General features: G+C 51.2%; 18 protein-coding genes. 15 read left to right on the plus strand and 3 right to left on the minus strand.

Going from position 1 to position 24,786, the window contains the following annotated elements; translation table 11 throughout:
• Window positions 1-37: 37 nt before the first annotated feature.
• Entirely contained in the window at window positions 38-2,071 is a 2,034-nt protein-coding gene (locus HU175_RS04390; RefSeq protein WP_176565429.1) for a beta-L-arabinofuranosidase domain-containing protein, read from the minus strand.
• Between the two features lie 116 nt (window positions 2,072-2,187).
• On the opposite strand from HU175_RS04390, the gene HU175_RS04395 reads away from it, so the two are divergent.
• Both HU175_RS04395 and HU175_RS04400 read left to right on the plus strand, forming a co-directional pair.
• On the plus strand, window positions 2,188-3,240 hold the full coding sequence (locus tag HU175_RS04395; protein ID WP_176565430.1) for a cellulase family glycosylhydrolase: 1,053 nt from the start codon (window positions 2,188-2,190) through the stop codon (window positions 3,238-3,240).
• A gap of 40 nt (window positions 3,241-3,280) precedes the next feature.
• The gene (locus HU175_RS04400) at window positions 3,281-4,984 is read left to right on the plus strand and encodes an arylsulfatase (RefSeq protein WP_176565431.1); all 1,704 of its coding nucleotides are present in this window, start codon (window positions 3,281-3,283) and stop codon (window positions 4,982-4,984) included.
• Between the two features lie 76 nt (window positions 4,985-5,060).
• Here the strand turns inward: HU175_RS04400 and HU175_RS04405 are convergent, their stop codons facing one another.
• Window positions 5,061-7,166 (minus strand): cytochrome c biogenesis protein CcdA, encoded by a 2,106-nt coding sequence (locus HU175_RS04405; protein WP_176565432.1) that lies wholly within the window; start codon window positions 7,164-7,166, stop codon window positions 5,061-5,063.
• Window positions 7,167-7,380: 214 nt separating this feature from the next.
• Between HU175_RS04405 and glyA the strand changes: the two genes are divergently transcribed.
• The 13 genes from glyA to HU175_RS04470 all read left to right on the plus strand — a co-directional run bounded on the left by glyA (window position 7,381) and on the right by HU175_RS04470 (window position 23,737).
• The gene (glyA, locus tag HU175_RS04410; protein ID WP_176565433.1) at window positions 7,381-8,673 is read left to right on the plus strand and encodes a serine hydroxymethyltransferase; all 1,293 of its coding nucleotides are present in this window, start codon (window positions 7,381-7,383) and stop codon (window positions 8,671-8,673) included.
• A gap of 121 nt (window positions 8,674-8,794) precedes the next feature.
• Complete coding sequence (gene tatC / locus HU175_RS04415; RefSeq protein ID WP_176565434.1) at window positions 8,795-9,649, plus strand: twin-arginine translocase subunit TatC; 855 nt, start codon at window positions 8,795-8,797, stop codon at window positions 9,647-9,649.
• A 78-nt stretch (window positions 9,650-9,727) separates the two neighbouring features.
• Window positions 9,728-9,949 (plus strand): hypothetical protein, encoded by a 222-nt coding sequence (locus HU175_RS04420; RefSeq protein WP_176565435.1) that lies wholly within the window; start codon window positions 9,728-9,730, stop codon window positions 9,947-9,949.
• Between the two features lie 19 nt (window positions 9,950-9,968).
• Window positions 9,969-11,156, plus strand: a complete 1,188-nt coding sequence (locus HU175_RS04425) for a M20 family metallopeptidase (protein ID WP_176565436.1) — start codon at window positions 9,969-9,971, stop codon at window positions 11,154-11,156.
• Window positions 11,157-11,480: 324 nt separating this feature from the next.
• The gene (locus tag HU175_RS04430; protein ID WP_228724313.1) at window positions 11,481-12,110 is read left to right on the plus strand and encodes a gluconate 2-dehydrogenase subunit 3 family protein; all 630 of its coding nucleotides are present in this window, start codon (window positions 11,481-11,483) and stop codon (window positions 12,108-12,110) included.
• Between the two features lie 111 nt (window positions 12,111-12,221).
• Window positions 12,222-13,946 carry a GMC oxidoreductase gene (locus tag HU175_RS04435; protein WP_176565437.1) on the plus strand — a complete coding sequence of 575 codons (1,725 nt, stop codon included), beginning with the start codon at window positions 12,222-12,224 and terminating at the stop codon, window positions 13,944-13,946.
• 177 nt (window positions 13,947-14,123) lie between these two features.
• Window positions 14,124-14,675, plus strand: a complete 552-nt coding sequence (locus HU175_RS04440; RefSeq protein ID WP_176565438.1) for a hypothetical protein — start codon at window positions 14,124-14,126, stop codon at window positions 14,673-14,675.
• A 121-nt stretch (window positions 14,676-14,796) separates the two neighbouring features.
• Window positions 14,797-15,687 (plus strand): IS982 family transposase, encoded by an 891-nt coding sequence (locus HU175_RS04445; protein WP_176565439.1) that lies wholly within the window; start codon window positions 14,797-14,799, stop codon window positions 15,685-15,687.
• Window positions 15,688-15,749: 62 nt separating this feature from the next.
• Window positions 15,750-17,147: an ATP-binding cassette domain-containing protein gene (locus HU175_RS04450; RefSeq protein ID WP_176565440.1), complete on the plus strand. Its 1,398-nt coding sequence runs from the start codon at window positions 15,750-15,752 to the stop codon at window positions 17,145-17,147.
• A 672-nt stretch (window positions 17,148-17,819) separates the two neighbouring features.
• Complete coding sequence (locus HU175_RS04455) at window positions 17,820-20,225, plus strand: OmpA family protein (protein ID WP_228724314.1); 2,406 nt, start codon at window positions 17,820-17,822, stop codon at window positions 20,223-20,225.
• 49 nt (window positions 20,226-20,274) lie between these two features.
• Complete coding sequence (gene ispE / locus HU175_RS04460) at window positions 20,275-21,081, plus strand: 4-(cytidine 5'-diphospho)-2-C-methyl-D-erythritol kinase (RefSeq protein WP_176565442.1); 807 nt, start codon at window positions 20,275-20,277, stop codon at window positions 21,079-21,081.
• Between the two features lie 17 nt (window positions 21,082-21,098).
• A complete protein-coding gene (locus tag HU175_RS04465; RefSeq protein ID WP_176565443.1) occupies window positions 21,099-21,707 on the plus strand; it encodes a heme-copper oxidase subunit III in 609 nt (202 codons plus the stop codon).
• Window positions 21,708-21,769: 62 nt separating this feature from the next.
• The gene (locus HU175_RS04470) at window positions 21,770-23,737 is read left to right on the plus strand and encodes a M1 family metallopeptidase (RefSeq protein WP_176565444.1); all 1,968 of its coding nucleotides are present in this window, start codon (window positions 21,770-21,772) and stop codon (window positions 23,735-23,737) included.
• Window positions 23,738-23,836: 99 nt separating this feature from the next.
• Here the strand turns inward: HU175_RS04470 and HU175_RS04475 are convergent, their stop codons facing one another.
• Window positions 23,837-24,775 carry a 3-oxoacyl-ACP synthase III family protein gene (locus HU175_RS04475; RefSeq protein WP_176565445.1) on the minus strand — a complete coding sequence of 313 codons (939 nt, stop codon included), beginning with the start codon at window positions 24,773-24,775 and terminating at the stop codon, window positions 23,837-23,839.
• Window positions 24,776-24,786: the final 11 nt, after the last annotated feature.

Genomic DNA, 24,786 nt, shown 5'->3' on the forward strand with positions numbered 1-24,786 from the left:
AAAAGCCTGTCAGCAACCGCTGACAGGCTTTTTGCTTTTACTTCCGCACCTGCGGGAATTGGGAAATACGCAGATTGGTACAGCCATAGGGTATCAGAATGAGTTCTTCGTCCTCTTTCGCTGTTTCCAATCCGTAAATGAAACTGTAAGGGACCGTACCAGTCATGTCGTTGTATAACTGCCAGGAGGGAATCCGGCGGCCTTTGGTACGTATCTGTAGGGGAGCACCCTCCGGATTCCAGGGGAACGAACTAATAGCCCCTTTTTTCTCCACTACGTACTGCGCTTGCAGTTGATCGTCCTTTGTCTCAATCAGGCCGTAGTTCCAGGGTGTTGTCGGGCGAATTTCATCGTACGAAGCGCCGTACGCAACAGGGTCTTTATCATTCTTCACAGCCTCAACTTTTTCGCCAATCTTCAGGGCGTAGGTAAGAGGACCGCGCTCAACCGACTTCGAATTCTCGAACCAGGTGTTGGTGAAAATGTGCATCGGTAGAGTCAGCTCGACTACATCGCCCGATTTCCAGGTGCGGTTGATCGCGACGATCTGATTGCCTTCGCTTTCTTTCCAGACGGTACCGTTTATTTTGATCGTTCCTTTTTTGCACCAGGTGGGAATGCGGAGGTGGAACGGAAACGTAGCCGCTTTAGCCTTCTTATCGAGCGATAGGGTGAACCGAATCATTTCGTCGAACGGGTAATTGGTTTCTTCCCGGAATGTAACGGGTATTCCGTTTGCCACGCGGGCGGTTACCTCACTGGATGAGTACACCAGCGCGGCAAGCCCCTTATCGGCCGTGGCGTACCATAAGTTCTGAACGAGCTTCGGCCAGCCCTGATGCATGTTGGAGGTGCAGCAAGGGTAACCCGTTAACAAGCCAAAGCAGACATCCGTACCACCGTGATTATCGCCGAAGTTGCGCGGATGCCGGGTAGACATAACCTGATTCGCCTGCTGGAAGTACTGACGACGCATGAAATCATCCGACACCTGCGTGGGCAGCGCGTTGAAGGCAACCTTCTCCAACTGGTCGGCGTAGGCAACGTCGCCCGTAATGGCAAGCGTACTTTCCAGCGAAAACATCATTTCTACGGCAGAGCACAACTCCGATCCCTGGGTTGGGTCGTTACCGTGCAGCGCTTCATCCCCACCGTACAGCCCGTGCGCCATACCGTTGAATTTGCGGAGGTCGGCAAAGCCTTTCCGGGTTGCTGTTACGTATTTCTCTTCCGGGTGATGCTGGTAATAAATAAGGGGCTCCTTGATGCCCTGCGCCAGGTTGACACAGTGAATGCTGCCTTTGCGGGATAGCAGATCGGTATTCAGGAAGGCGTCGGTATAGTCGAACGTCTGTTTGTGAATCAGATCGCCCAGGTCCAGCAGGAATTTGTCGCCGGTAATGTTGTATAGCCAGTATACGACCATGAGGTTGTCGCCACCCCGGTAGCGGGCCCAGTATGTCCAATGGTCGAGCGGTTTCTTCGGTAACTCGTTCAGTTGATACCGGAAGTAGTTCGTCATTAGTTTAACAACCCGTTGGTCGCCCGTAGCTGAATAGTATTGTTTCAGAATTTTGAGCATGACCATCTTGGGCCACCAGTCGCGGCTATTGTCGCGTTGAATACCGGGCTCGGGGCCATAATCTTTCTCGGGACCAAAATAGCCGTCGGGCTGCTGGCTGTTCAGCGCCCACTCAACCCAGGGCTTGGTTTTGGCAATCAGTGCTGGGTCGTTCAGGATGTAAGCCAGTGGGAGAAGTCCGTCGATCCAGTAGGGGCCGCGCTCCCACTGATCCCCATCGCCACCCAGCCATCCGTTACGCTGCCCCATCACCAGTGGGTAAAGCTCATCCAGCTTTCCCGTCGCGCCGTCCTTCTGCCGAACCAGCATGTCGTGCAGCCAGCCCTGCGGTTTAATAGCGCCCAGTGGCAGCTCGATGTAGGGATTAGGCCGTAGCGGGGACCGGTTATTGAGGTAAGCAGCAGGGGAGGAATTCGCCGTTTTGACCTGCCCCATCGAGGTTAGGGCGAGACCAAGAACAAGAAAAGGTAAAGTAACTTTTCGTAGCATAAAGTCTTTGTAGAACGTATGACCGCTGTTTTCGGAATAGATACTGACACAGAAGAGAGTTAAACCAAGCCGAATTTTACCCTAACTAGTAGTCAAGAACTGATTACCTGCTACGTATGAAGTACATTTTCTGGATATCCCTGGTACTGCTGAGTACCGAACTGTTCGCGCAAAATCAATGGACTACCCAAAAAGCCAACGACTGGTATAAAAAGCAGGGCTGGGTGCGGGGCTGTAACTTCCAGCCCAGTACGGCCATCAACCAGCTCGAAATGTTCCAGGCTGCTACGTTCGATCCGCAAACGATTGATAAAGAACTCGGCTGGGCCGAGGAATTGGGCCTGAACGCCATGCGGGTGTACTTGCACCATGTTGCCTGGACGAGCGATCAGGCAGGTTTCAAAAAACGGCTCGACCAATATCTCCAGATTGCCAATAAGCACGGAATCAAGACGATCCTGGTCTTTTTCGACGACTGCTGGAATGACGAATACCATCCCGGTAAACAACCCGAACCGAAGCCGGGCGTGCACAACAGCGGCTGGGTCCGTGATCCGGGCTCTATGCTGCTGAACCACCCGGATAGTCTGCCCGTGCTGGAAAAGTACGTGAAAGACGTCATGACGACGTTTAAAAACGACGACCGCATTCTGCTCTGGGATCTGTACAACGAACCCGGCAACAGTGGATATCTGAATAAAAGTCTGCCCTTGCTGAAAGCCGTATTCGGCTGGGCGCGGCAGGTTAATCCCTCCCAACCCGTTAGCGCGGGGGTCTGGAACTGGGATGCCGGTTTCGACGACCTGAACAAATTCCAACTCGAAAACTCGGACGTTGTGACGTATCATCACTACTTATACATCGATCAGCACAAAAAACGAATTGACGAGCTCCGGGCTTACAAGCGGCCACTGATCTGTACGGAATATATGGCCCGCCGGAACGGAAGCCTGTTTCAGACGATTGTGCCCATGCTGAAACAGGAAAACGTTGGTGCCATCAACTGGGGATTTGTGTCGGGAAAAACCAACACCATTTTTGCCTGGAATATGCCCATGCCGGATGGCAAGGAGCCCGAATTGTGGTTTCACGACATTTACCGGCGGGACAAAACGCCTTTCAGTCAGGACGAGATCAATAAAATAAAAGCGTTAACCGGGAAAAAATAGCCCACGAACGGTCGTATTTGGTAAAATAACCAACGAATGCATGAAGAAAAGGCTTTTCGCTTTATCGTTTCCTGTTCTTGCTCTGGCTGCAGTGGGCCTTCTTAAGCGCGTTGGCAATGATCAGCCCAGACCCAATGCCAGTCGTCGGCCCAATATTATTTTAATCATGGCCGACGACCTGGGTTTTTCGGATCTGGGCTGTTATGGCGGGGAAATCAGGACACCGAATATCGATTTTCTGGCGCAGAACGGCATCCGCTACACGCAGTTTTACAATACGTCCCGTTGCTGCCCAACCCGGGCATCGCTGCTGACGGGGCTGTATAACCACCAGGCGGGTATCGGCAAAATGACCGATGCGGAGAACGAACCGGGTTATCAGGGCCACCTGACCGACAATGCTGTTACCTTGGCTGAAGTGCTGAAGACGGCGGGCTATCAGACGGCAATGTCCGGAAAGTGGCACGTATCGAACACCAACGGACAGAAAAATCCGCAGGATCAGCTGGACTGGCTGAACCATCAGAAAGATTTCGGCGACTTCTCGCCCCTCAGCCAGTATCCAACCAGCCGGGGCTTCGATAAATTCTTCGGCAACATCTGGGGGGTAGTCGATTTCTTCGATCCGTTCAGCCTGGTGAGTGGTACCAAGCCGATCAAGAGTGTTCCGAAGAATTATTACCATACGGATGCGATCAACGATACGGCGGTGGCCTACATCAATAGTTACGCAAAATCGGACGCGCCGTTTTTTATGTACGTGGCGCATACCGCCCCCCATTGGCCGCTGATGGCGCCGGATGAGGAGATCGAGAAATATAAAGACACGTACAAAGATGGCTGGGATGCCATTCGCGAAGCACGGTACCAGAAAATGATCAAGCTCGGGCTGATCGACCCGGCTAAAACGAAGCTGTCAAAGCGCTGGAAAGACGATCTGACCTGGGCAAATAACCCGGATAAGGAGTGGGACGCCCGAGCCATGGCGGTTCACGCGGCTATGATTGATCGGATGGATCAGGGGATCGGGCGCATACTGGACGCGCTGCGGAAAAACGGCCAACTCGACAATACGCTGGTTCTATTCCTGTCAGACAATGGGGCAAGTCCGGAAAACAGCGCGGCTTACGGTCCCGGCTTCGACCGCCCAAACCAGACCCGCGACGGTCGCCCGATTTCGTATGATCTGAAAAAACGGGATATGCCCGGTCCGGAGACGGTATATGCATCCATTGGTCAACGCTGGGCTAACGTAGCAAACACGCCTTACCAATACTGGAAAGCCGAATCCTACGAAGGAGGTGTTCGGACGCCCTTGGTCGCCTTCTGGCCGAAAGGCATTACGGCGAAGAAAGGCAGCTTCAGCCCGCAGATGGGCCACGTTATGGATTTTATGGCGACTTTCGTTGAGATGGCTGGTGCAACCTATCCTAAATCGTACAAAGGCCACACGATCACGCCAACGACGGGGCTCAGCTTAATGCCTTCGTTCAAACAGAAAGCGGCTACTGGCCACCAAACTCTTTTTAACGAACACTTTAACGCCCGCTATGCCCGCTCGGGAAACTGGAAGCTTGTTGCTGCTGGCACTGACACGACCTGGAAATTATTCAATCTGGATAACGACCAAACCGAAACCGAGAACGTAGCGTCCCGCCACCCGGAAAAAGTTCGGGAGCTGGAAGGCAAATGGAAACAGTGGGCTAAAACGCACCAGGTTTTGCCCAAGCCAGGTAAAAAATAGAGTACGAAAAATAGCCTGTCAGCAAAAACGGCGATGGATGACCACCGCCGTTTTTGCATTTCTTGGCACGTAATACTTAGCTCTTCGCTTTACCGGAATCCAGGAACGAAACAAATTGCTGGATACTTCGGTCGTAATTTTTAGGGGCTACCAGTAGCTTGCCGTCACTGTCGACCAGGCAATAGTGCGGCTGGGCATTGTTATTGTATTTCGTGATCTGCAAATCGGCGTTTTGTGCACCGATGGTTTTCTTCACTTTCCCGTCGTAGGTCGACGTGTACCACTCGCTTTCGGGGAGTTCTGTTTTGTCGTCGACGTAGAGCGCCACAACAACGAAATCATTGTTCAGGCGGGACAATACCGCCGGGTCAGACCAAACGCGGGCTTCCATTTCGCGGCAGTTTACGCAGCCATGACCCGTGAAATCAATGAAAACTGGTTTATTGGTTTTCTTCGCGTAAGCCAGCGCTTGTTTGTAATCGAAGAACCCTTGTAGACCGTGCGGCAGATGAAAGAGATCCGCGTATTTGGGAGTTTCTCCAAGCTGATTGGCTGGTGCAGCACCTACCGTTTGCTGGCTCGTTAGATTGAAATCCTGGGACGTTTCTGGAGGAAGATAACCCGAAAGGGCTTTCAGCGGAGCACCCCATAGACCCGGAATCATGTACACAACGAATGCGAATGTAACGATAGCCATCAGCAGACGGGGTACGCTAACGGACGCCATCGGACTATCGTGTGGTAGCTTTAGTTTGCCAAGGAAGTAGAAACCGATCAGCGAGAAAATCACGATCCAGAACGACAGGAACACTTCACGGTCGAGCAGACCCCAGTGGTAGACCTGGTCGGCAATACTCAAAAATTTAAGGGCTAATGCCAGCTCCAGGAAGCCCAGAATGACTTTTACCGAGTTCAGCCAGCCACCCGATTTTGGCATGCTTTTGAGCCATTGCGGAAAAGCGGCAAACAACGTGAATGGAATCGCAAAGGCCGACGAGAAGGCTGTCATCCCAATAATCGGTTTGACTACTTCGCCACCCGCCGAAGCGACCAATAGGCTGCCTACGATCGGGCCGGTGCAGGAAAAAGACACCAGCACCAGTGTAAACGCCATAAAGAATACGCCACCCAGACCACCACGTTCGGCCCGCGCGTCGGCGCCGTTCACAATAGAGCTGGGCAGAACAATTTCAAACAGGCCCAGGAAAGACAGGGCGAAAAAGACGAAAATAACGAAGAAAAGGACGTTCGGAAGCCAGTGCGTACTGACGAAGTTGGCAAAGGCGGGGCCATTGATCCGTGATACCACCGTACCGACCAGGACGTAGATACCAATAATCGATGCGCCAAATAGTAACGCTTTCCAACGACCGCCCTGTTGATTCGTGAAAAAGCTCACTGTCATCGGAATGATCGGGAACACGCAGGGCGTCAGCAGAGCGAGTAGGCCCGACAGAAAAGCCGCCACAATGAACCCCGTCATGGACGTATCCGTCGGCTCGGTGCCAGCGGCTGCTACGGCGTCAAGTGCAGCGGTGGGGGCCTGGGCTGCCTCCTGAATCGTTGGTGTTGTGTCTCCCTCCGTAGCGGTCAGCGCCGGAACGTCGGTCGTATTAGCCGCAACGACCGTCTGCGACGAAGGAGCCGTGACCACAGACGCTGTCTGAGGAGCCGAGGCAACGGCGGTTGTAGTGCTGGCCGGACCAGCCGTTACGGTCAAGCCTGTGATTGTAAAATCGTCGTTACCGGGAATACACTGCCCATCGTCGTCAGTACAGACTTGGTAGTCGATGTTTCCCGTGATAACTGGTTTCTCTTTTAGGATTTTTACCCGCTGCACGAACTGGGCGGGGCCATGCATGAGGTACACATCGCCCTCAAAAACCTCCTCAAATTTCGTGTCAACCTTGCTGGTAGGTTTGATCGCGCCCACCAGTTCGTACGTATCGTTTTTGGTGAAGCTGATAACGGTGGGCAGCGGCCCGTCAATTTTGGGGTTAACCTGCGACGAGTAAATGTGGTAACCGCTTTTGATGCTGGCCGTAAATTTCAGATCGACAATGTCGCCAACCTTGGCTGACGATTTGGCGGGAGCGTATGTCCAGCTGGCCGGTTTAAGAATCTGAGCAGTTGCTGCAACGCTGATCAGCAGGCCCACAACAAGCGCAAAAAATGATTTCATACCGCTTTGGGTAAGTGTTGATTTGTTGGAACAACAAGTTTTGGGCAAAAACATTTCCAAAACTAGACCATCCTGGTGGGTGTACCAGTAAAGAACCGTAAATTAATGGATCGATAGCGGAATTATCCCGAGCGGAGAGGGGCAAAATTCTCATTCAGCGTATCTGAATAAGCTGTACTTTTGTATAGCCAAAATTGCTTTTAGCCAATTGACTATGACAACCGCTACAACATCGGCCCGCGATACCCAGATTTTTGATCTGATTGCCAAAGAACAACACCGGCAGGAGTCGGGCATTGAACTGATTGCCTCCGAAAACTTCGTATCTCCACAGGTGATGGAAGCCGCAGGCAGTGTCCTGACCAACAAATACGCCGAAGGTCTTCCCGGCAAACGGTATTATGGTGGTTGTGAGGTTGTCGATCAGGTTGAGCAGATCGCGATTGACCGGGCGAAAGAGCTGTTTGGTGCTACGTGGGTAAACGTGCAGCCGCACTCGGGCGCACAGGCCAACACGGCCGTTTTCCTGGCCTGTCTGCAGCCTGGCGATACGATCCTGGGCTTTAACCTGTCGCACGGTGGTCACCTAACGCATGGTTCGCCAGTAAACATTTCGGGTAAATACTTCCGCCCAACGTTCTACGGCGTTGAGGAGGAGACCGGCACGATCAACTACGACGTAGTGGAAGAAACCGCTAAGCGGGAAAAGCCAAAAATGCTGATCTGTGGTGCCTCGGCCTACAGCCGCGACTGGGATTACGTCCGGCTGCGTGCCATTGCCGACGAAGTAGGTGCTATTCTGCTGGCCGACGTATCGCACCCGGCGGGCCTGATCGCGAAGGGCTTGCTGAATGATCCACTCGCTCATGCACATATTGTAACGACAACGACGCATAAAACGCTGCGGGGTACACGGGGGGGGATGATCATGATGCGGAATGATTTTGAAAACCCATTCGGCGTTAAAACAATAAAAGGGGAAACCCGCCTGATGTCATCACTGCTGGATTCGGGCGTTTTCCCCGGTACGCAGGGTGGACCGTTGGAACACATTATTGCTGCCAAAGCGGTTGCGTTCGGCGAGGCACTGACCGACGATTTCTACGACTATGCCGTGCAGGTAAAAGCGAACGCGCAGGCTATGGCCAACGCGTTTACGAGCCGGGGTTATAAAATTATTTCGGGCGGAACGGACAACCACCTGATGCTGATTGATCTGCGCTCGAAAGGTCTAACGGGTAAATTGGCTGAAAATACGCTTATTAAAGCTGATATCACGATCAACAAAAACATGGTACCGTTCGACGATAAATCGCCGATGGTTACGTCGGGGATGCGTGTTGGTACGGCAGCCATGACAACCCGCGGTCTGAAAGAATCGGACATGGAGCAGATTGTCGTATATATTGACCGCGTGTTGATGAACCACGACGACGACGCTACGCTGGCGACCGTAAAAGAGGAAATCAACGAGTGGATGAAAGCTTTCCCGCTCTATAAAAGTTAATTTTGAATGAATGAGTGAATAAGCGAATATCTTCCGGCAGCACAATACGTGCGTCAGCCTATTCACTCAATCACCGCACCGGCGGCCCGGTCAATCACTCAATCACTCATTCATTAATTCGATGCCACTAGACCAATTGACCGACGAAGAAATTGATTCGGAAGGCAAAGAGATGTCCTTTCTGGATCATCTTGAAGAACTTCGCTGGCACATTATCCGAGCCGCCGGGGCTATCCTGGTGTTTATGATCGTTGCCTTTATCTTCATTGAAGAAATCTTTGATAAAGTCCTGCTGGCACCGTCGAAAACTGATTTCTGGACGTACCGTCAGATGTGTAAACTGGCCGACTATACGGGCTATGCTGACTTATGCGTCAAAGACCTGGATTTTAAACTACAGGCTCTCGGTTTCTCCGACCAGTTTACGATGTCGATGACGTCTTCGTTCTTCATTGGCTTGTGTTTTGCCTTTCCCTACGCGTTCTGGGAGGTATGGCGTTTTATCAAACCTGGTCTGCGGCAGTCGGAAAAGAACGCAGCCCGTGGTGGGGTCTTTTACGTATCGTTCCTGTTTCTTCTTGGGCTCATGTTTGGTTATTATATCGTCACGCCCCTGGCCGTAAACTTCCTGGTGAACTACCGGCTGTCTGATCAGATTCAGAATAACATCGATATTACGTCATATATTTCCACGATCGTTACGTTGTCGCTGGGTTGCGCGCTGATTTTTCAGATGCCGATCGTAGCCTTCGTGCTGTCAAAAGTGGGCGTGCTGACACCGAAATTCATGAAAGAGTATCGGAAACACGCCTGGATTGTAATCTTGATCGTAGCAGGTGTAATTACGCCGTCGCCTGACTTGTACAGCCAGATTCTGGTGGCTATGCCGCTGATGCTGCTTTATGAAGTAAGTATCATTGTTTCGGGCTCGATCGAACGGGCACGATTGAAAGAGATGCGCGAATTGACAAAATAAACGCTTATTCGGGCGCTTGTTGATACATCAAGGTACATCGGATGGCGGCTCGCTGTCCGATGTTTATTTTTTCTAGCTATGCAGTACGATTTTAAAAAGTATCATTACCGCTCAATGAATGCTGTTGACAATGCTGAAAGAGCGGCTATCAATCAGGAACTGAAAGACCTGTACGACTCACTGCCCGGGGAAGAACAGGCCGATTTCAATCGGCAGCTTCAGGCATTTCTGGCGAAGGAAATGGGACGTATCAAGTCCAGCTACGAGTCCATCCAGGGTAATATCGATCCTGAACAATAGCATAACGCTGTAACGAATTATGAAAGAATCCATCAAGTCGCTGGCAAAGCAGTACGCTGCCGACATTATCCAGACGCGTCGCCATCTTCACGCGCACCCCGAACTGTCTTTCAACGAACACAATACGGCCCGCTTTGTCGCCGACCAACTCAAAGCCATTGGTATCCAGCCACAGGAAGGAGTTGCCGATACGGGACTGGTAGCTATCATTGAAGGCCGGAATCCAGGCCAGCGTGTCGTGGCCCTCCGGGCCGACATGGATGCTCTGCCCATCCACGAAGCGAACGACGTATCGTACAAATCGACCGTTGACGGCGTCATGCACGCGTGCGGTCACGATGCGCATACGGCTTCTCTGCTAGGGGTAGCTCGTATTCTGAACGTACTACGCGATCAGTTTGACGGAACCGTCAAATTAGTCTTTCAGCCGGGTGAGGAGAAAGCACCCGGCGGGGCATCGCTGATGATTAAGGAAGGTGTGCTCGAAAATCCTGCACCAGTTAGCATGATCGGTCAGCATGTCGCGCCGAATATTCCAGTTGGCAAGGTTGGTTTCCGGGAGGGTATGTACATGGCTAGCACCGACGAAATTTACATGACAGTTCGGGGTAAAGGGGGGCACGCTGCTATGCCGGATAACCTGATCGATCCTGTCTTGATTGCCTCGCATATCATCGTCGCCCTGCAACAGATCATTAGCCGGAACCGGCCCCCCGCCAGCCCCTCGGTACTGTCGTTTGGACGCTTCGTTGCCGACGGTGTAACGAACGTAATCCCGAACGAAGTGACCATCCAGGGTACGTTCCGCTGCATGAACGAAGAGTGGCGGGTTGAAGGCCAGAAACGCATGAAGAAACTGGCCGAAGGTATGGCCGAAGCCATGGGCGGGACCTGTGAGTTTACCATCGTGCATGGCTACCCATTCCTGAAAAATCACCCTGAGTTAACGCGTCGGACGCGCGCCCAGGCCGTTGACTACATGGGGGCCAGCAACGTAGTGGATCTGGACTTGTGGATGGCGGGTGAGGATTTTGCGTTCTATTCGCAAGTCGTCGATTCCTGCTTCTATCGACTCGGTACCCGCAACGAAGCGCGGGGTATTGTATCGGGAGTACATACACCAACCTTTGACATTGACGAAGCCGCCCTGGAAACGGGCGCAGGTCTGATGAGCTGGCTGGCCGTGCAGGAATTAGGGGCTGTTTAAGGCTAGAATCACCGCAGTTTAAAGCGTTAAATAAAATTCAGAATAGATCAGTTCTAAATACAGTTTAGGATGACCAGATTTGCTAATAAATCAACAAGTGAGTTTTTGATACAATAGCGGTGTCTCGCGGTATAAAATTCTGTGTATTTGGGCATAATCGTTGATTTTACAACGATTATGCCTTTTTTATTACTTTATAGTTTTGGCTATTGCAGTTAAATTTTTAAAAACCTAATCCTATAATCGTACAATCCAGTCCTTGATTTTTATACATTTGTATTATAGTGGATCGTTATCATTGAAAGTTTAATTCGCTCTAAGCACATGAATAGAAGAGACGCCCTCATGCGAGTGGCCATGCTGGCAGGTGCTACCATGACGCTGCCCGCGCTGGCGGATACACTTGAGGCCTCGGCGGCCCGGCGTACCCTCACCGGCAAACCGGTCTTCTTTACCGCCGACCAGGATGCGACGGTTGCTGAACTGGCCGACACCATCATTCCAACAACCAGTACACCGGGGGCTAAAGCCGCGAAGGTGAACGAAATCATTGATGTCATTCTGAAAGACTGCTACAAAGAAGCTGATCAGAAGCGCTTCCTTGAAGGGCTGGCTCAAACCAACAAGATGAGCCAGGATGCCTACGGAAAAGCGTTTGCGCAGCTCGATTCTCCGCAGCGGACTGAGATTGTGAAAAAGCTGGAAGCGGAAGCGAAACAGCAGAAGAAGGATATGGCCAGTATGCAGTCGGCTGGTGCACAGGCCGATGCGCAGATGCCAAAAGCCAAAGCACAACGGTTCTCGCCTTTCTTCACGATTCTGAAAGACCTGACCCTTACGGGCTATTTTACTTCGGAAATCGGATGTACGCAGGCACTTGAGTACGTAGCGGTTCCGGGTCGTTATGACGGTTGCGTGCCGCTCAAGGCTGGTCAAAAAGCGTGGGCTATCTAATTCAGTAACCAGGCGCGAGTCGCAGCAAGTCGAGGGTCATTCTGGCGCATCCACAAGGTGTCAGCAACTCCTTCCTTTTACGCTCCTCACTCCTCACTTTTTCATAAAGATATGAATCTTAATATAGATGCAGTAAAAGATATGACCTACGATGCTATTGTCGTAGGCTCAGGAATATCGGGTGGCTGGGCTGCCAAAGAGCTGACACAGAAGGGTCTTAAAGTCCTCATGCTGGAGCGCGGGCGCGATATCAAGCACATCGAAGGCTACGAAACCGCCACCAAGAACCCCTGGGAATTCCCACACCGGGGCCGGGTAACGACGCAGGCCGCCGAGGAATACTGGGCGAACATGCGCACCGGTTACACGGCGAACGAAGAATGGCGTCATCACTTCGAGAACGATAAGGAAAACCCATATCTCGAAAAGCCAAACCGTCAGGTCGACTGGATTCGTGGGTACCACGTCGGTGGTCGGTCGCTGATGTGGGGTCGTCAGAGCTACCGCTGGAATAAAGAAGACTTTATGGCCAATGCCAAAGAAGGCATCGGTGTCGACTGGCCCATCCGGTACGAAGACCTGGCTCCCTGGTACACCTACGTTGAAGGCTTTGCCGGGATCTCGGGAAACAAAGATGGGCTCGACGTGCTGCCAGACGGTAACTTCCTGCCGCCCATGCAACTCAACTGCTTGGAGAAAGAAGCAAAAAAACGGATCGAGAAGATGTTTCCGGCCCGTACCCTGACCATTGGCCGGGTTGCTCACTTAACGGAACCCAAGCAGCAACACTACGATCTGGGTCGGGCGGCTTGCCAGTTCCGGAACCAGTGTATGCGTGGTTGCCCCTACGGTGCTTATTTCAGCACGCAGGCGGCTACCCTGCCAGCGGCCATGAAAACGGGCCGTTTAACGCTGCGTCCCGATTCGATCGTATCAGAGATATTGTACGACGAGAAGAAAGGCAAAGCGACCGGCGTTCGGGTCATTGACCAGAACACGAAGCAGGTGCGGGAATACTACGCCAAAATCATTTTCCTGAACGCGTCGGCCTTTGCGAGTACGTCGATCCTGATGAACTCCAAGTCGCACCGCTTCCCGAACGGGATGGGTAACGAATCGGATCAGCTGGGCCGTAACATCATGGACCACCACCTGGCCGTAGGAGCTGCTGGTACGTTCGAAGGCATGGAAGATCAGTACTACTACGGCCGCCGGGCAAACGGTGTCTATGTACCACGCTACCGGAACTGGGGCAACGACAAGCGCGACTACGTCCGGGGCTTCGGCTACCAGGGTGGTGCCGGTCGGGGCGGCTGGAACCGGGGTAACGGCATGGACGGTTTCGGTGCTGACTTCAAAGAAAGCTTGACAACGCCAGGCCCATGGACAATGAGCCTGGGCGGCTTCGGTGAGATGATTGCCGATCCAAACAACCGCATGACTCTCTCGCCCGACCAGAAAGACAAGTGGGGTCTGCCCTTGATCGTATTCGACGCAGCCTACGGCGAGAACGAGAAGAAGATGCGGAAAGACATGATGAACGACGCAGCCGAAATGCTCGAAGCGGCTGGTCTTAAAAATGTAACTGCCTACAACGACGAATCGAAGCACCCAGGTATTGGTATTCACGAAATGGGTACGGCCCGGATGGGACGCGATCCTAAGACATCGGTGCTGAACGCCCACAACCAAATTCACTCGGTGAAAAACGTATTCAACACCGATGGTGCCTGTATGACGTCGGCTTCGTGCGTGAACCCGTCGCTGACCTACATGGCACTGACGGCCCGGGCGGCTGACTTTGCGGTGAAAGAGATGAAAAAGGGAAATCTGTAAGCATCCTGAGCGTAACTTTTTGGTGGGTGTTCAAAACAATCGTTTTGAACACCCACTTTTTTTGTGGTATTCCAAAACGTACGGGGCGATTTCAAAAAAAATAAAATTTTTAATCGAACAACTCTATAGGAATACTGTTTTATATTGGTAATCAAGGCAATTGATTTTGACTCAACTATGAAAAAGGTAATTTTGATGGGCTGGATGCTGGTAGCTGGCATCGCCCTAAATGCAAACGCACAAGTAACGAATTCGACAACAGGAACGGGAACAGGTACCACCGGTACAGGAACAACCGGCACCTACTCGACAGGGTCTAACCCCGCCACAAACACGGGCACATTTCAGACCCAGCCGCCAACCGCGAATACCGGTGTGACAACACCTGTAGGGACGGCATCGCCAACAAACGCAGGTACTTACCAGCCGCCAGTGACTAACCCGAACACAACGGTAAACACCGGCACGGGTACGTACAACACAGGAACAACAACCGGAACTGGTACCTACCAGAACGTTCCGCAAACCGGAACAACTCAAACGCCAACGAATACGTATTCGACGGGAACGAACTCAATGAATACGGGCACAGCAACGCCAAGCACCACAAGAAATCCGTCTAACGTAACAGACCGTGTGAATGGCGGATCTACGGGTAACAACAGCCGCCGTACGCGTAGTGGCAGCATGTCGACTACGACGACTGCCCCGATGAGCACGACAAGATAAGTTAAGTAAATAACGTGAATTATGGATAACTCCCCATTTAACTGACTGATAGTAAGTACATAGTGAGCAAGTGATAGCGAGATTTGCACTGCCAAGTAACAAAACTCAATCACCTGCTCCTATGCTTCGCGAAGATAAGGCCCTTAAACTAATTGAGATCTTCATCACCTGTGATGATTTTTGCAATGTCCTGACCCAGTGGCAAATGCAGCAAGGCACCTTGCCCACTATTCGACAGGGCGAGTTAACCGACAGTGAGATGTTAGCGATCACAATCTTCTATCATCATTCAGGGGCCAAATGCTTTCAGTACTATTACCAAGACTGGGTAGAGGCTCAACTAAGGAGTTATTTTCCCAAGTTGATCAGTTACGAGCGATTCGTGGCCCGTATGCCTCGCTTACTACCTGGACTTTTTGTACTCTTAAAATGGCTTTGTGCCCAAGGCCAGCGAACCGGCTTCTACATTGTCGATAGTAAACCGCTGGCCGTCTGTGATAACCATCGCATCCAGGCCAATAAGGTCTTTGCTGGCCTGGCCGCCCGTGGGAAGTCCTCTATGGGCTGGTTCTTTGGGCTAAAAGCGCATTTAGTCATTAATCAGTACGGCGAGTTAATCAATTTTATCATTACGCCTGGTAATGTCTCGGACAACAACGCCAGCTTATTGCCAGAACTACTGGCGGATTTGCAGGGACAGTGCTTTGGCGACCGGGGGTATTTGACTAAACTGTTTGCCGAGTTTTACCAGCGAGGTCTTCATTTAGTAACCAAGCTTCGACGCCGGATGAAGAACACCTTGATGCCCTTGAGTGATAAACTCAACTTACGCAAGCGCGGCTTAATCGAATCGGTCAATGCCTTGCTAACATCGGTCTTCGACCTCGAACACACTCGCCATCGGAGTGCGCTTAATAGCCAGATCAATGTCTTGGCAGGTTTGATCGCTTATTGTTTTCATGACCGTAAGCCATCTATTGTGATCCCAGTTCAAAAACGCATTTATCCATAATTCACGTTAAATAGAAGTGAAAAAACCGGTTAAGTACCTTTGTGGGGCTTAACCGGTTTTTTATGGCTGATCAGAACGAATTCGTTTCATTAACAGAGGCTACTGTCCGCAAGAGTGGGCAGATAATTTTACGCGATATTACGTTCGCGCTGCGCGCAGGCGAGTGCTGGGCGGTAACGGGAAATGTTGGCAGCGGCAAAACGACACTGCTGGAAGCCATTGCCGGAAAAACACCCGTGCCACCGGGCTCGGTAGTACGGCATCAGTTGCTTCCTTTTGTTTCGTTCAAAGAAGAATCCTACCAGTTTTCATACAGTGGGTATTTTTATCAACAGCGTTATCAGGCAACCCTAAACGATGATGCCCTGACGTTACGGGAGTTTCTGGCTATCGGCGATAGTCACGAGGCTGACGAGTTGCTGGCCCGACTGGACCTGTTACCCATTCTGGAACGCTCCTTTCTGAAACTTTCCAACGGGCAGACCCGAAAAGCTCGTATTGCGAAGAGTCTGAAACAACGGCCAAGTGGCTTATTGATCGATAATCCGTTTGTGGGCCTGGACCCCAATGCCCGTCAGGACCTGGCGGTCTGGTTCAACTCGCTGGTGGAACACGGGCTGACGCTCATGCTGGTTGTTGAGGAAGACCATATTCCAGCCTGTGTAACACACGTGCTGAAAATGGAAGCCGGAAAAATCTGCTGGGCTGGACCTAAAGCTGACTTTCGGGTGACAGAAGTGGACCGCGCTATGCTACCAGCACCGCCAAAACTTCAGACTCCAGCGCCGGCTATTGATTTTGATGAAGCTTTTCGGTTGGTCAACGTAACAGTTCGATACGGAGAGCAGCTGATTTTAAATAAAATAAACTGGACCGTTCGGGCGGGAGAACGCTGGGCGCTGATTGGGCAGAACGGCGCTGGTAAATCAGTGTTGCTGAGTTTGCTATACGGCGATCATCCACAGGCCTACGCCAACGAAATTTATATCTTCGGCCACCGGCGTGGCCGCCCCGGCGAAAGTATCTGGGATGTCAAGCGCCGAATAGGTTTTCTATCGCCCGAACTGCATCTGTATTTTCCTCAGCACTTAACAGCCCGGCAGGTGTCATTGACTGGTCTGACCGATACGTTGAACGTACCAGTCCGTATATCACCCCAGCACGAAGCGGATGTGCAGGCATTGCTCGAGTATTTTGGTTTGCTGGCCCTAAGCGCCCGTATGTTTGGTACGTTGTCGGCGGGGGAGCAGCGGCTGATTCTCCTCGTGAGAGCGTTGCTGAAAAATTCACCGCTGCTGCTGCTCGACGAGCCATTCCAGGTACTCGATGCAACCAAAGCTGAACTGGCCCGGCGCCTACTGGACGACCTGCCAGAAAAAACCGTACTGTTCATCACGCATGACCAGAACGAACTGCCAGCCAGTGTCGATCGACTTTACCGGTTAACCCCTAATTCCTGATTCCTGTGTTTGTTGAGTAAGTGGTTGTTTTGCCTTAAATGTACTTTATCTTCCAAGGCCAGATCTGGTCCGTGGGTGACTTGTGTTGCCAGCTTAGTCTAATTAAGTAACAAGTGACTGTATTCAGGTTACGCACTGCTACTAGGCACGTTGCTTTGGCAGTTGGCATGATTAGTGACGATAAAGAGGGAATTTTTAGGTTGCAGCAACAGCCAACTTTCGTGCAGGTATATATGAACAAAATTGCGTCTATAATTCTGTTCAATCATAAAAGAACTCTTTAATAATCCAGAAAAACGCTTGGCATGAATTTCGTCTGGTTGAAAAACAGGGGTTCGCTGTTAATTCTGGTTTATTGATAGAAAACTGATTATGCGCTGTTTAGGCGTGCGAATGGGTTGTATAACTGGCGTGTGTACAATTACGATGATCATTTTGAACGCACCAGTTTATGACATACGGAGTGGTGACAAATACGATTTCAGATTCCAGAAACGTTTGTTATTGTTAGCTGCAAACCAGCACGATACACAAAAATAATCTGCTGACAAAGCGGGTCAAATCAGGCAGGAGTGAACTCAACGAAATGAAAAACCAGGTGCGCAAATTTTGGCGACTGTACAGTTAATGAAGGCAATTTGGAAGAAGTGGTTATTGGGGATTTTATGCTGTTTGAGCTCTAGCGTAAGCTGGGCACAGACAGATTCGCTGCTGCAGCAGGCCGATCGTCTGCTGAGCTGGAAAGCATACGGGCGTGCTATTGATTTATATACGCAGCTGCTGGCAAAACCAGCCGGTCAGCTCAATCCTACACAACGCGGACTAGCGCAGGAACAACTGGCTTATGCGTACCAACAGGTTGGCGATACGGGCAAATCCGAGCAGTTTTATCGGTTAGCACTGGAGGGGAAAAAGAATGAGAACCCGCAGATACTGCTTCGCTATGCACAGGTGCTGGCGGGTAATGGACGCTTCCAGGAGTCACAGCAGTATTATGAACAATATCTGAAGAGCAAGCCAAACAGCTTTCGGCCGTTACCAGGCCCTGCTGGCGTAGCAGCCGCTGGAGAAAACAAAAACGAGAACGTCTCGTACAAGCTTGACTACCTGGACTTCAACACAATGGGCGAAGAGTTCAGCCCGGCCTTCTATCAGAAAGGATTGGTGTACGTAGGCGGTACCCGTGGTAGTGCTGCTGTTTCGGCAAACAGCAAAGCCAATTACCTGGACCTGTATTATATTCCAGATCGTAGTCAGATTAAAGCCAAAGGATACATTATGCCCGATGGCTCGGCAAAGCGCGTTATTCCTGAGTCATCAAACAAAGGCTGGCAACTCGGTGCTGATGAGTATACGCGGGCCACGGCCAACGATTTTCGGACAGTCATGGGCTATGATGTCGGCATTAACGTATCGGACGGACTTGGCTATGGAACGCGCCCTGTCAATCCGGCAAAACGCTTCAGCGAATCGCTCAACTCAAAATACCACGAGGGGCCGGTTACGTTCTCGAGCGATGGATCCCGTATTTTCTTTACCCGGACTAACTACGCCAACGGCCTTATCAAGCTCGGCAAAAACCAGGATAATAGCAGCAAACTGAAGCTCTATACCGCTGTTCAGAAAGATGGCGCCTGGTCGTCGATTGAAGAGTTGCCGTTTAACAACAACGATTATTCAGTAGGGCATCCAAGCCTGAGCCGGGACGATAAGCTACTTTATTTTGTGTCGGATATGCCCGGCGGAAAAGGCGGAACTGATATTTACGTTGCCCGCTTCGAAAACGGAAAATGGGGTAAGCCAATCAATCTCGGTGAACCAATTAATACCCCCGGCGATGAGTTGTTTCCATTCGTGGACGATAGCGGGAATCTGTACTTCTCGTCTACTGGTCATCATGGCATGGGCGGACTCGATATTTTCTACGTAGCCCTTACCAACGGCCAGAATGGTCAGGTCGTCGACCACCTGGACGCGCCGATCAACTCGGCGATGGACGACTTTGGCTTCATTACGGATTTTAATCGGCGGGGGGGCTTTTTGAGCAGTAATCGACGTAATAAAACGGACGATGATATTTACCGGTTTACGCGGGAAGGTTCACTCTATAGCTGTCGTGATCTGACCATGCGGTTGTATGATAACGCAACGAACATGCCGCTCGACAGTATCATGGTCGTTATCAAAGCCCAGAGCGAGGGTAGTTCGGAGCAATCGCTGGTGACGGATAGTACCGGTCTGGTGCAGTTTTGCCTGGAAAGTAATAACGATTTCACCGTCGAGGCCAACAAAGATGGCTTCATCACCGGAAAAGTCGGTTTTAGTACCCGCTTCCTGACCGACGATCAGCCAAGTCGGCTTGAAATGGCTATGACGCGCCCAACCGTTCTGATCGATACCATCGGAACAACAACCTCGAAAACCTATACCGCCAGTCCATCTGCCTTGTCGAAAATTGGTGGGGTGGTTATCAGCGAGCTAAACCGTCAACCGCTCGAAGGGGTAACGGTCCGGCTACGTAACGAATGCGACCAGACTCAGCTGGAATACGTAACCAAAGCCGACGGGCGCTATGCGTTCGAGGTGGCGGAGGGATGCGATTATACCCTGACGGCCTCAAAGCCGTCGTATGGCACTAATACCAGCCGGGTCAAACGTTTACCGACCCGGTCGGCCCCCAAAGAGATCGATGCTGATCTGAAAATGTTCAGCGTTGGCGACGTGGTTACGGTCGATAACATCTATTACGACCTGGATCAATACAGCCTGCAGGCTAGTGCCCAACGCGAGCTGAACCGCATTGTTGCCGCCATGCAGCGCTACCCTTCGCTGGTAATCGAGATTCGTTCGCATACGGATAGCCGGGGGGATGCTGCCCATAACAAGATGCTGTCGATTCAGCGGGCTAACGAAGTCGCCAATTTTCTAACGTCGCAGGGCATTAGCCGCAAGCGGATGCGGGCCATCGGCATGGGCGAATCGCAGCCGATCAACAACTGCGTCGACGGGGTGATATGTACGGAAGCTGAGCATCAGCGGAACCGACGTACTGAATTTAAAGTGATCGAAATTAAATAGTCTTCGAATTTGCTGTTTGCTTTGCGGTCGGAATCGTCATCACGTCCGTATGCTTGTTTTCCCTAACGCTAAAATCAATATTGGTCTGCGCATTACCGAAAAACGCGCCGATGGTTTTCATAACCTCCAATCGTGTTTTTACCCGGTGGGCTGGACTGACGCGCTGGAAATAATCCCCGCCGACGAATTCAGCTTTTCGAGCAGTGGTATCCCCATTCCGGGCGACCCGGCCCGAAACCTTTGTGTAAAGGCGTACGCACTGGTAAAGGCCGATTATTCACTGCCGCCGGTACAAATGCACCTGCATAAGAACGTACCGATTGGGGCGGGGCTGGGTGGCGGATCGGCTGACGCTGCTTTTGCCCTGACGATGCTGAATGATCGATTCGGCTTGAACCTAACGACTCACCAGCTCGAAGAATACGCCCGGCAACTAGGCAGCGACTGTGCCTTTTTTATCCAGAACAAACCAATGTACTGTCTGGAGAAGGGGGACGTGTTCGAGGGAATTGACACTGATCTTACAGGCTATTACATTGTGCTGGTATACCCAAATTTGGGCATTTCCACCGCCGAAGCCTACGCAGGGGTGAGGCCGCAGCAACCCGCCGAATCGCTACGTAGCCAACTCGAACAGCCAATTACCAACTGGCGGAAAATCATACACAACGATTTTGAGGACAGCCTGTTTCCCCGATATCCGCTATTGAAGCGGCTCAAAGAGCAGTTATATGAACTAGGAGCAGTTTACGCCAGTATGAGTGGTTCAGGGTCGACGGTGTACGGAATCTTCAATGCCCCCCTGGTTGACACAAACCAATTTTCAGATTACAGCGTTTTTCAAACAAGACTCTGAAGAGATAGGGCGACAGCATGGGCAATTTTATGACGAAACGGCGCGAGCCGTTCCGCTTTATGGTTTGGTTGGGGATTACGAGCAGCATTATGCTGTTTACTATTCTGCTGGTGACATACATTATCCGCAGAACAGGACCCGGCTGGACCGATGTTAAATTGCCGAATGTTTTTCTGCTGAGTACTATGGCTATTATGTTGAGCAGTTATACGCTTAACAATGCTAATAAAGCGTTCCGCCATGAGCGTTTTAACAGCTACCGGATGGGGATGGCGTCGACATTACTGCTCGGTATTTTATTTATCGTTCTGCAGGCCTGGGGGTGGCGACAAATGTTCTTGGCGGGAGTAGGTTTATCCGGTAATCCGTCTGGAGGGTTCGTGTACGTTATCTCCGGTATCCATCTGCTTCATATTCTGGTAGGGCTCATCCTGCTTTCTATTGTGCTGGCCGAAGCCATGCGTCGTCGACCGTATATCGATTCATTCGTGTACAGCGTCAACCCGCCCAATCAGCTAAAACTACGTCTGATATCCCTCTACTGGCATTTTGTGGATATTCTCTGGCTGGCCCTGTTTGTCTTCTTACTGGCTCACCACGGCCTCGATTTTCGACTATCCCTCTAACAGTTAATCATTTCTAGGCCTTTATTCCGTTATTTGTTTAATAATAACGGATTATCACATTTATGAAAAAAATCGTTCTCTGGGCGGGATTGTGGGCTGCTGGCCTGACAGCCTTCGCTCAGTCAGGCTCATCTTCATCAACAACGTCCAAGTATGATCCGCTGGCTCTGTTTCACCCACTCTTTAACATGCAGCCGGGCACCGATTACCGGGCTGCAAGTGGCGTACCGGGCCCAAAATACTGGCAGAATCGGGCCGATTATCAGATCAATGTAACATTGGATGAGCCCAAGAATTTGATCTCGGGCGACGTAACAATCAGTTATAAAAATAACTCACCGGAGTCGCTCCCGTTTCTGTGGCTGCAACTGGACCAGAACGCGTTCAGTGATACATCACGGGCGGCTAAAACTACGCCGGTTTCGGGTGGGCGCTTCGGTAACCTTGATTTTGCCGGTGGTGTGAAAATCGCCAGCGTAACCACCGAGCCGGGTAAAGGCAGAGCTACGGCTTCCCCCTATGTCATCACGGACACCCGGATGCAGGTAAAACTGAGCGAACCGCTGAAACCGGGCGGAGAGGTAAAAATCAAAGTGACGTACTCATTCACAATTCCGGAGTACGGCTCAGACCGCATGGGAAAACTGACCCGGAAAGACGGCGTCATCTACGAAATTGCGCAGTGGTATCCACGCATGTGCGTTTATGACGACATCCAGGGCTGGAACGTACTGCCTTACCTAGGCGCGGGCGAGTTTTATCTGGAATACGGCGATTTTGAATACAATGTCACTGTACCCTGGGATCATATCGTTGCTGGCTCGGGCGAACTCCTGAATCCAAACGATGTCCTGACGTCTGAGCAGCAGAAGCGTCTGGCGCAGGCTCGTCAGAGCGATAAGACGGTTATTATCCGTAGCAAGGATGAGGTGAAGAACGCGGATTCACGGCCTAAGAAATCGGGTATGCTTACCTGGAAGTTCAAATGCGTCAACACGCGCGATGTGGCCTGGGCCTCGTCACGGGGCTTTATCTGGGATGCGGCTAAAATGAACCTGCCAAGCGGTAAAGCGTCGCTGGCGCAGTCGGTGTATCCCGTTGAGAGTGCTACTGACGATTCCTGGAATCGCTCGACGGAGTACGTAAAAGGCTGTATCGAGTTTTACTCAAAATACCTGTACGAATACAGCTACCCCGTGGCAACGAACGTAGCTGGGATCGTGGGGGGGATGGAGTACCCGGGTATAGTTTTTTGTAATCACCGTGACAAGAAAGACGCACTGTGGGGAGTAACCGACCATGAGTTCGGCCACAACTGGTTCCCGATGATTGTAGGAAACAACGAACGGAAATTCCCCTGGATGGATGAAGGGTTCAACACATTCATCAACACCCTGTCGACGAAGAATTTCAATAATGGTGAATATGATCGGGAGCGGGGCACCATGCATGATATTGCACCAGCGCTGTTTCAGCCAACCGAACCCATTATGACCATTCCTGACGTACAGGCTCCTCGTGCGCTGGGTATCCTGGCGTATTATAAGCCTGGCATGGGCCTGAAACTGCTACGTGAAGTAATTCTGGGACCAGAGCGCTTCGATTATGCATTCAAACACTACGTTGATGAGTGGGCGTTCAAACACCCGACACCGTACGACTTCTTCCGGAGCATTGAAAACGCTGCGGGTGAAGACCTGGGCTGGTTCTGGCGCGGCTTCTTCTACGAAACCTGGAAACTGGATCAGGGCGTTAAAGAAGTGAAATACGTAGATGGCTCGGCTGAAAAAGGCTCTCTGATTTCCATCGAAAATCTTGACAAAATGGCGATGCCTGCCACCGTTGAAATTACGGAGAGTAATGGCAAAAAAGGCCGCGTGAACCTACCTGTCGAAGTGTGGCAGCGGGGTGCAACCTGGACCTTCAAATACGGATCGACTTCGGCCATCAAAACGGTGGTGCTGGACCCGGATGAGAAACTTCCAGATGTCAACGAAAAGAACAACACCTGGCGTGGTGATGCGCAGTAAAAGCTGAGAAACAAGAATAAAAGCAGGAGGGAGGAAAGGAGAAAGGAATATTGCTCTAAACAAGCAAATTCTTTCTCCTTTCCTCCCTCCTGCTTTTATCTAAACTTCGATCAGCATCGCGCCGTACGAATAGCCTCCGCCGAAAACGGTAACAATAATACGTTCGCCCTTTTTGAACTTGTCCCAGTTCTCGGATAGGCCGATCGCGCAACCAGCGCAACCCGTATTCCCCAGGTACTGAATATTGGAAATCAGCTTGTCTTCGGGCAGGTTAAGCGTATTCATGACGTTACGTGATATACGCAGATTGGCCTGGTGAGGCAGTACATAATTAACATCGCTCAGCGGAACATCACACCGCGCGAGAATATCGAGCGTTGCTTTAGGCATATACTGACAGGCGTGAATGAAAACATCCCGTCCGTGGGGCATACTAACACCGCCTTCTGATGGTTTCAGCATAACACCCGTAGTAGCCTTCTGTGAGTGAGCCGCGCCCCCCGTCAATAATCCTTTTATGTCGAAGTCGTGCTCCGATTGCCGTTCTTTGGTAATGTAGAGTGCGGCTGCACCATCGCCCCAGAGGTGGCCCGACATAGTATCCCGCTCGTTGTTGTAGACCGTATTATGCTCAGAAACGATAACCAATGCGCGGGTTGCCTTATTCAGGGCAAAATAACCTTCTACTACTTCAATAGCGTTCAGCAGCGATGAGCAGGCCGTTGAGATAGAGACAACGGGAATATCCGCTATTTCCAGATAGTGCTGAGCTTCGTGCGCAAGCGATACAATCGTATCGTAAGGTGTATACGTTGCGCCAACGATTAAGTCAACCGCAGACAAATCAACTTTGTCCTGCAGACGCTTAACCACTTCGAGCGTCATGGTATTTGTATTTTCACCGGGCGCTGCTTTTCGCCGTTCTGATATTCCGGTACGCTCGACAATCCAATCATTGGAAAGACCGTTGAGCTGAGTAAAATGTTCGTTGTCAACTACTTCCGAAGGAAGGTAATGACTGACTGCATGAATGTACATCAGGCCAATAT

Origin of the sequence: Spirosoma sp. KUDC1026, assembly GCF_013375035.1 — a bacterium.
In the GTDB taxonomy this organism is placed as follows: Bacteria; Bacteroidota; Bacteroidia; order Cytophagales; family Spirosomataceae; genus Spirosoma.

Excerpts from the sequence above, each read along its gene's own strand:
- ispE (WP_176565442.1), top strand. The coding sequence starts at position 20,275 with ATGCTTGTTTTCCCTAACGCTAAAATCAATATTGGTCTGCGCATTACC.
- HU175_RS04400 (WP_176565431.1), top strand. The coding sequence starts at position 3,281 with ATGAAGAAAAGGCTTTTCGCTTTATCGTTTCCTGTTCTTGCTCTGGCT.
- HU175_RS04440 (WP_176565438.1), top strand. The coding sequence starts at position 14,124 with ATGAAAAAGGTAATTTTGATGGGCTGGATGCTGGTAGCTGGCATCGCC.
- HU175_RS04430 (WP_228724313.1), top strand. The coding sequence starts at position 11,481 with ATGAATAGAAGAGACGCCCTCATGCGAGTGGCCATGCTGGCAGGTGCT.
- HU175_RS04395 (WP_176565430.1), top strand. The coding sequence starts at position 2,188 with ATGAAGTACATTTTCTGGATATCCCTGGTACTGCTGAGTACCGAACTG.
- HU175_RS04445 (WP_176565439.1), top strand. The coding sequence starts at position 14,797 with ATGCTTCGCGAAGATAAGGCCCTTAAACTAATTGAGATCTTCATCACC.
- glyA (WP_176565433.1), top strand. The coding sequence starts at position 7,381 with ATGACAACCGCTACAACATCGGCCCGCGATACCCAGATTTTTGATCTG.
- tatC (WP_176565434.1), top strand. The coding sequence starts at position 8,795 with ATGCCACTAGACCAATTGACCGACGAAGAAATTGATTCGGAAGGCAAA.
- HU175_RS04470 (WP_176565444.1), top strand. The coding sequence starts at position 21,770 with ATGAAAAAAATCGTTCTCTGGGCGGGATTGTGGGCTGCTGGCCTGACA.
- HU175_RS04390 (WP_176565429.1), bottom strand. The coding sequence starts at position 2,071 with ATGCTACGAAAAGTTACTTTACCTTTTCTTGTTCTTGGTCTCGCCCTA.
- HU175_RS04420 (WP_176565435.1), top strand. The coding sequence starts at position 9,728 with ATGCAGTACGATTTTAAAAAGTATCATTACCGCTCAATGAATGCTGTT.
- HU175_RS04465 (WP_176565443.1), top strand. The coding sequence starts at position 21,099 with ATGGGCAATTTTATGACGAAACGGCGCGAGCCGTTCCGCTTTATGGTT.
- HU175_RS04475 (WP_176565445.1), bottom strand. The coding sequence starts at position 24,775 with ATGTACATTCATGCAGTCAGTCATTACCTTCCTTCGGAAGTAGTTGAC.
- HU175_RS04425 (WP_176565436.1), top strand. The coding sequence starts at position 9,969 with ATGAAAGAATCCATCAAGTCGCTGGCAAAGCAGTACGCTGCCGACATT.
- HU175_RS04450 (WP_176565440.1), top strand. The coding sequence starts at position 15,750 with ATGGCTGATCAGAACGAATTCGTTTCATTAACAGAGGCTACTGTCCGC.
- HU175_RS04405 (WP_176565432.1), bottom strand. The coding sequence starts at position 7,166 with ATGAAATCATTTTTTGCGCTTGTTGTGGGCCTGCTGATCAGCGTTGCA.
- HU175_RS04435 (WP_176565437.1), top strand. The coding sequence starts at position 12,222 with ATGAATCTTAATATAGATGCAGTAAAAGATATGACCTACGATGCTATT.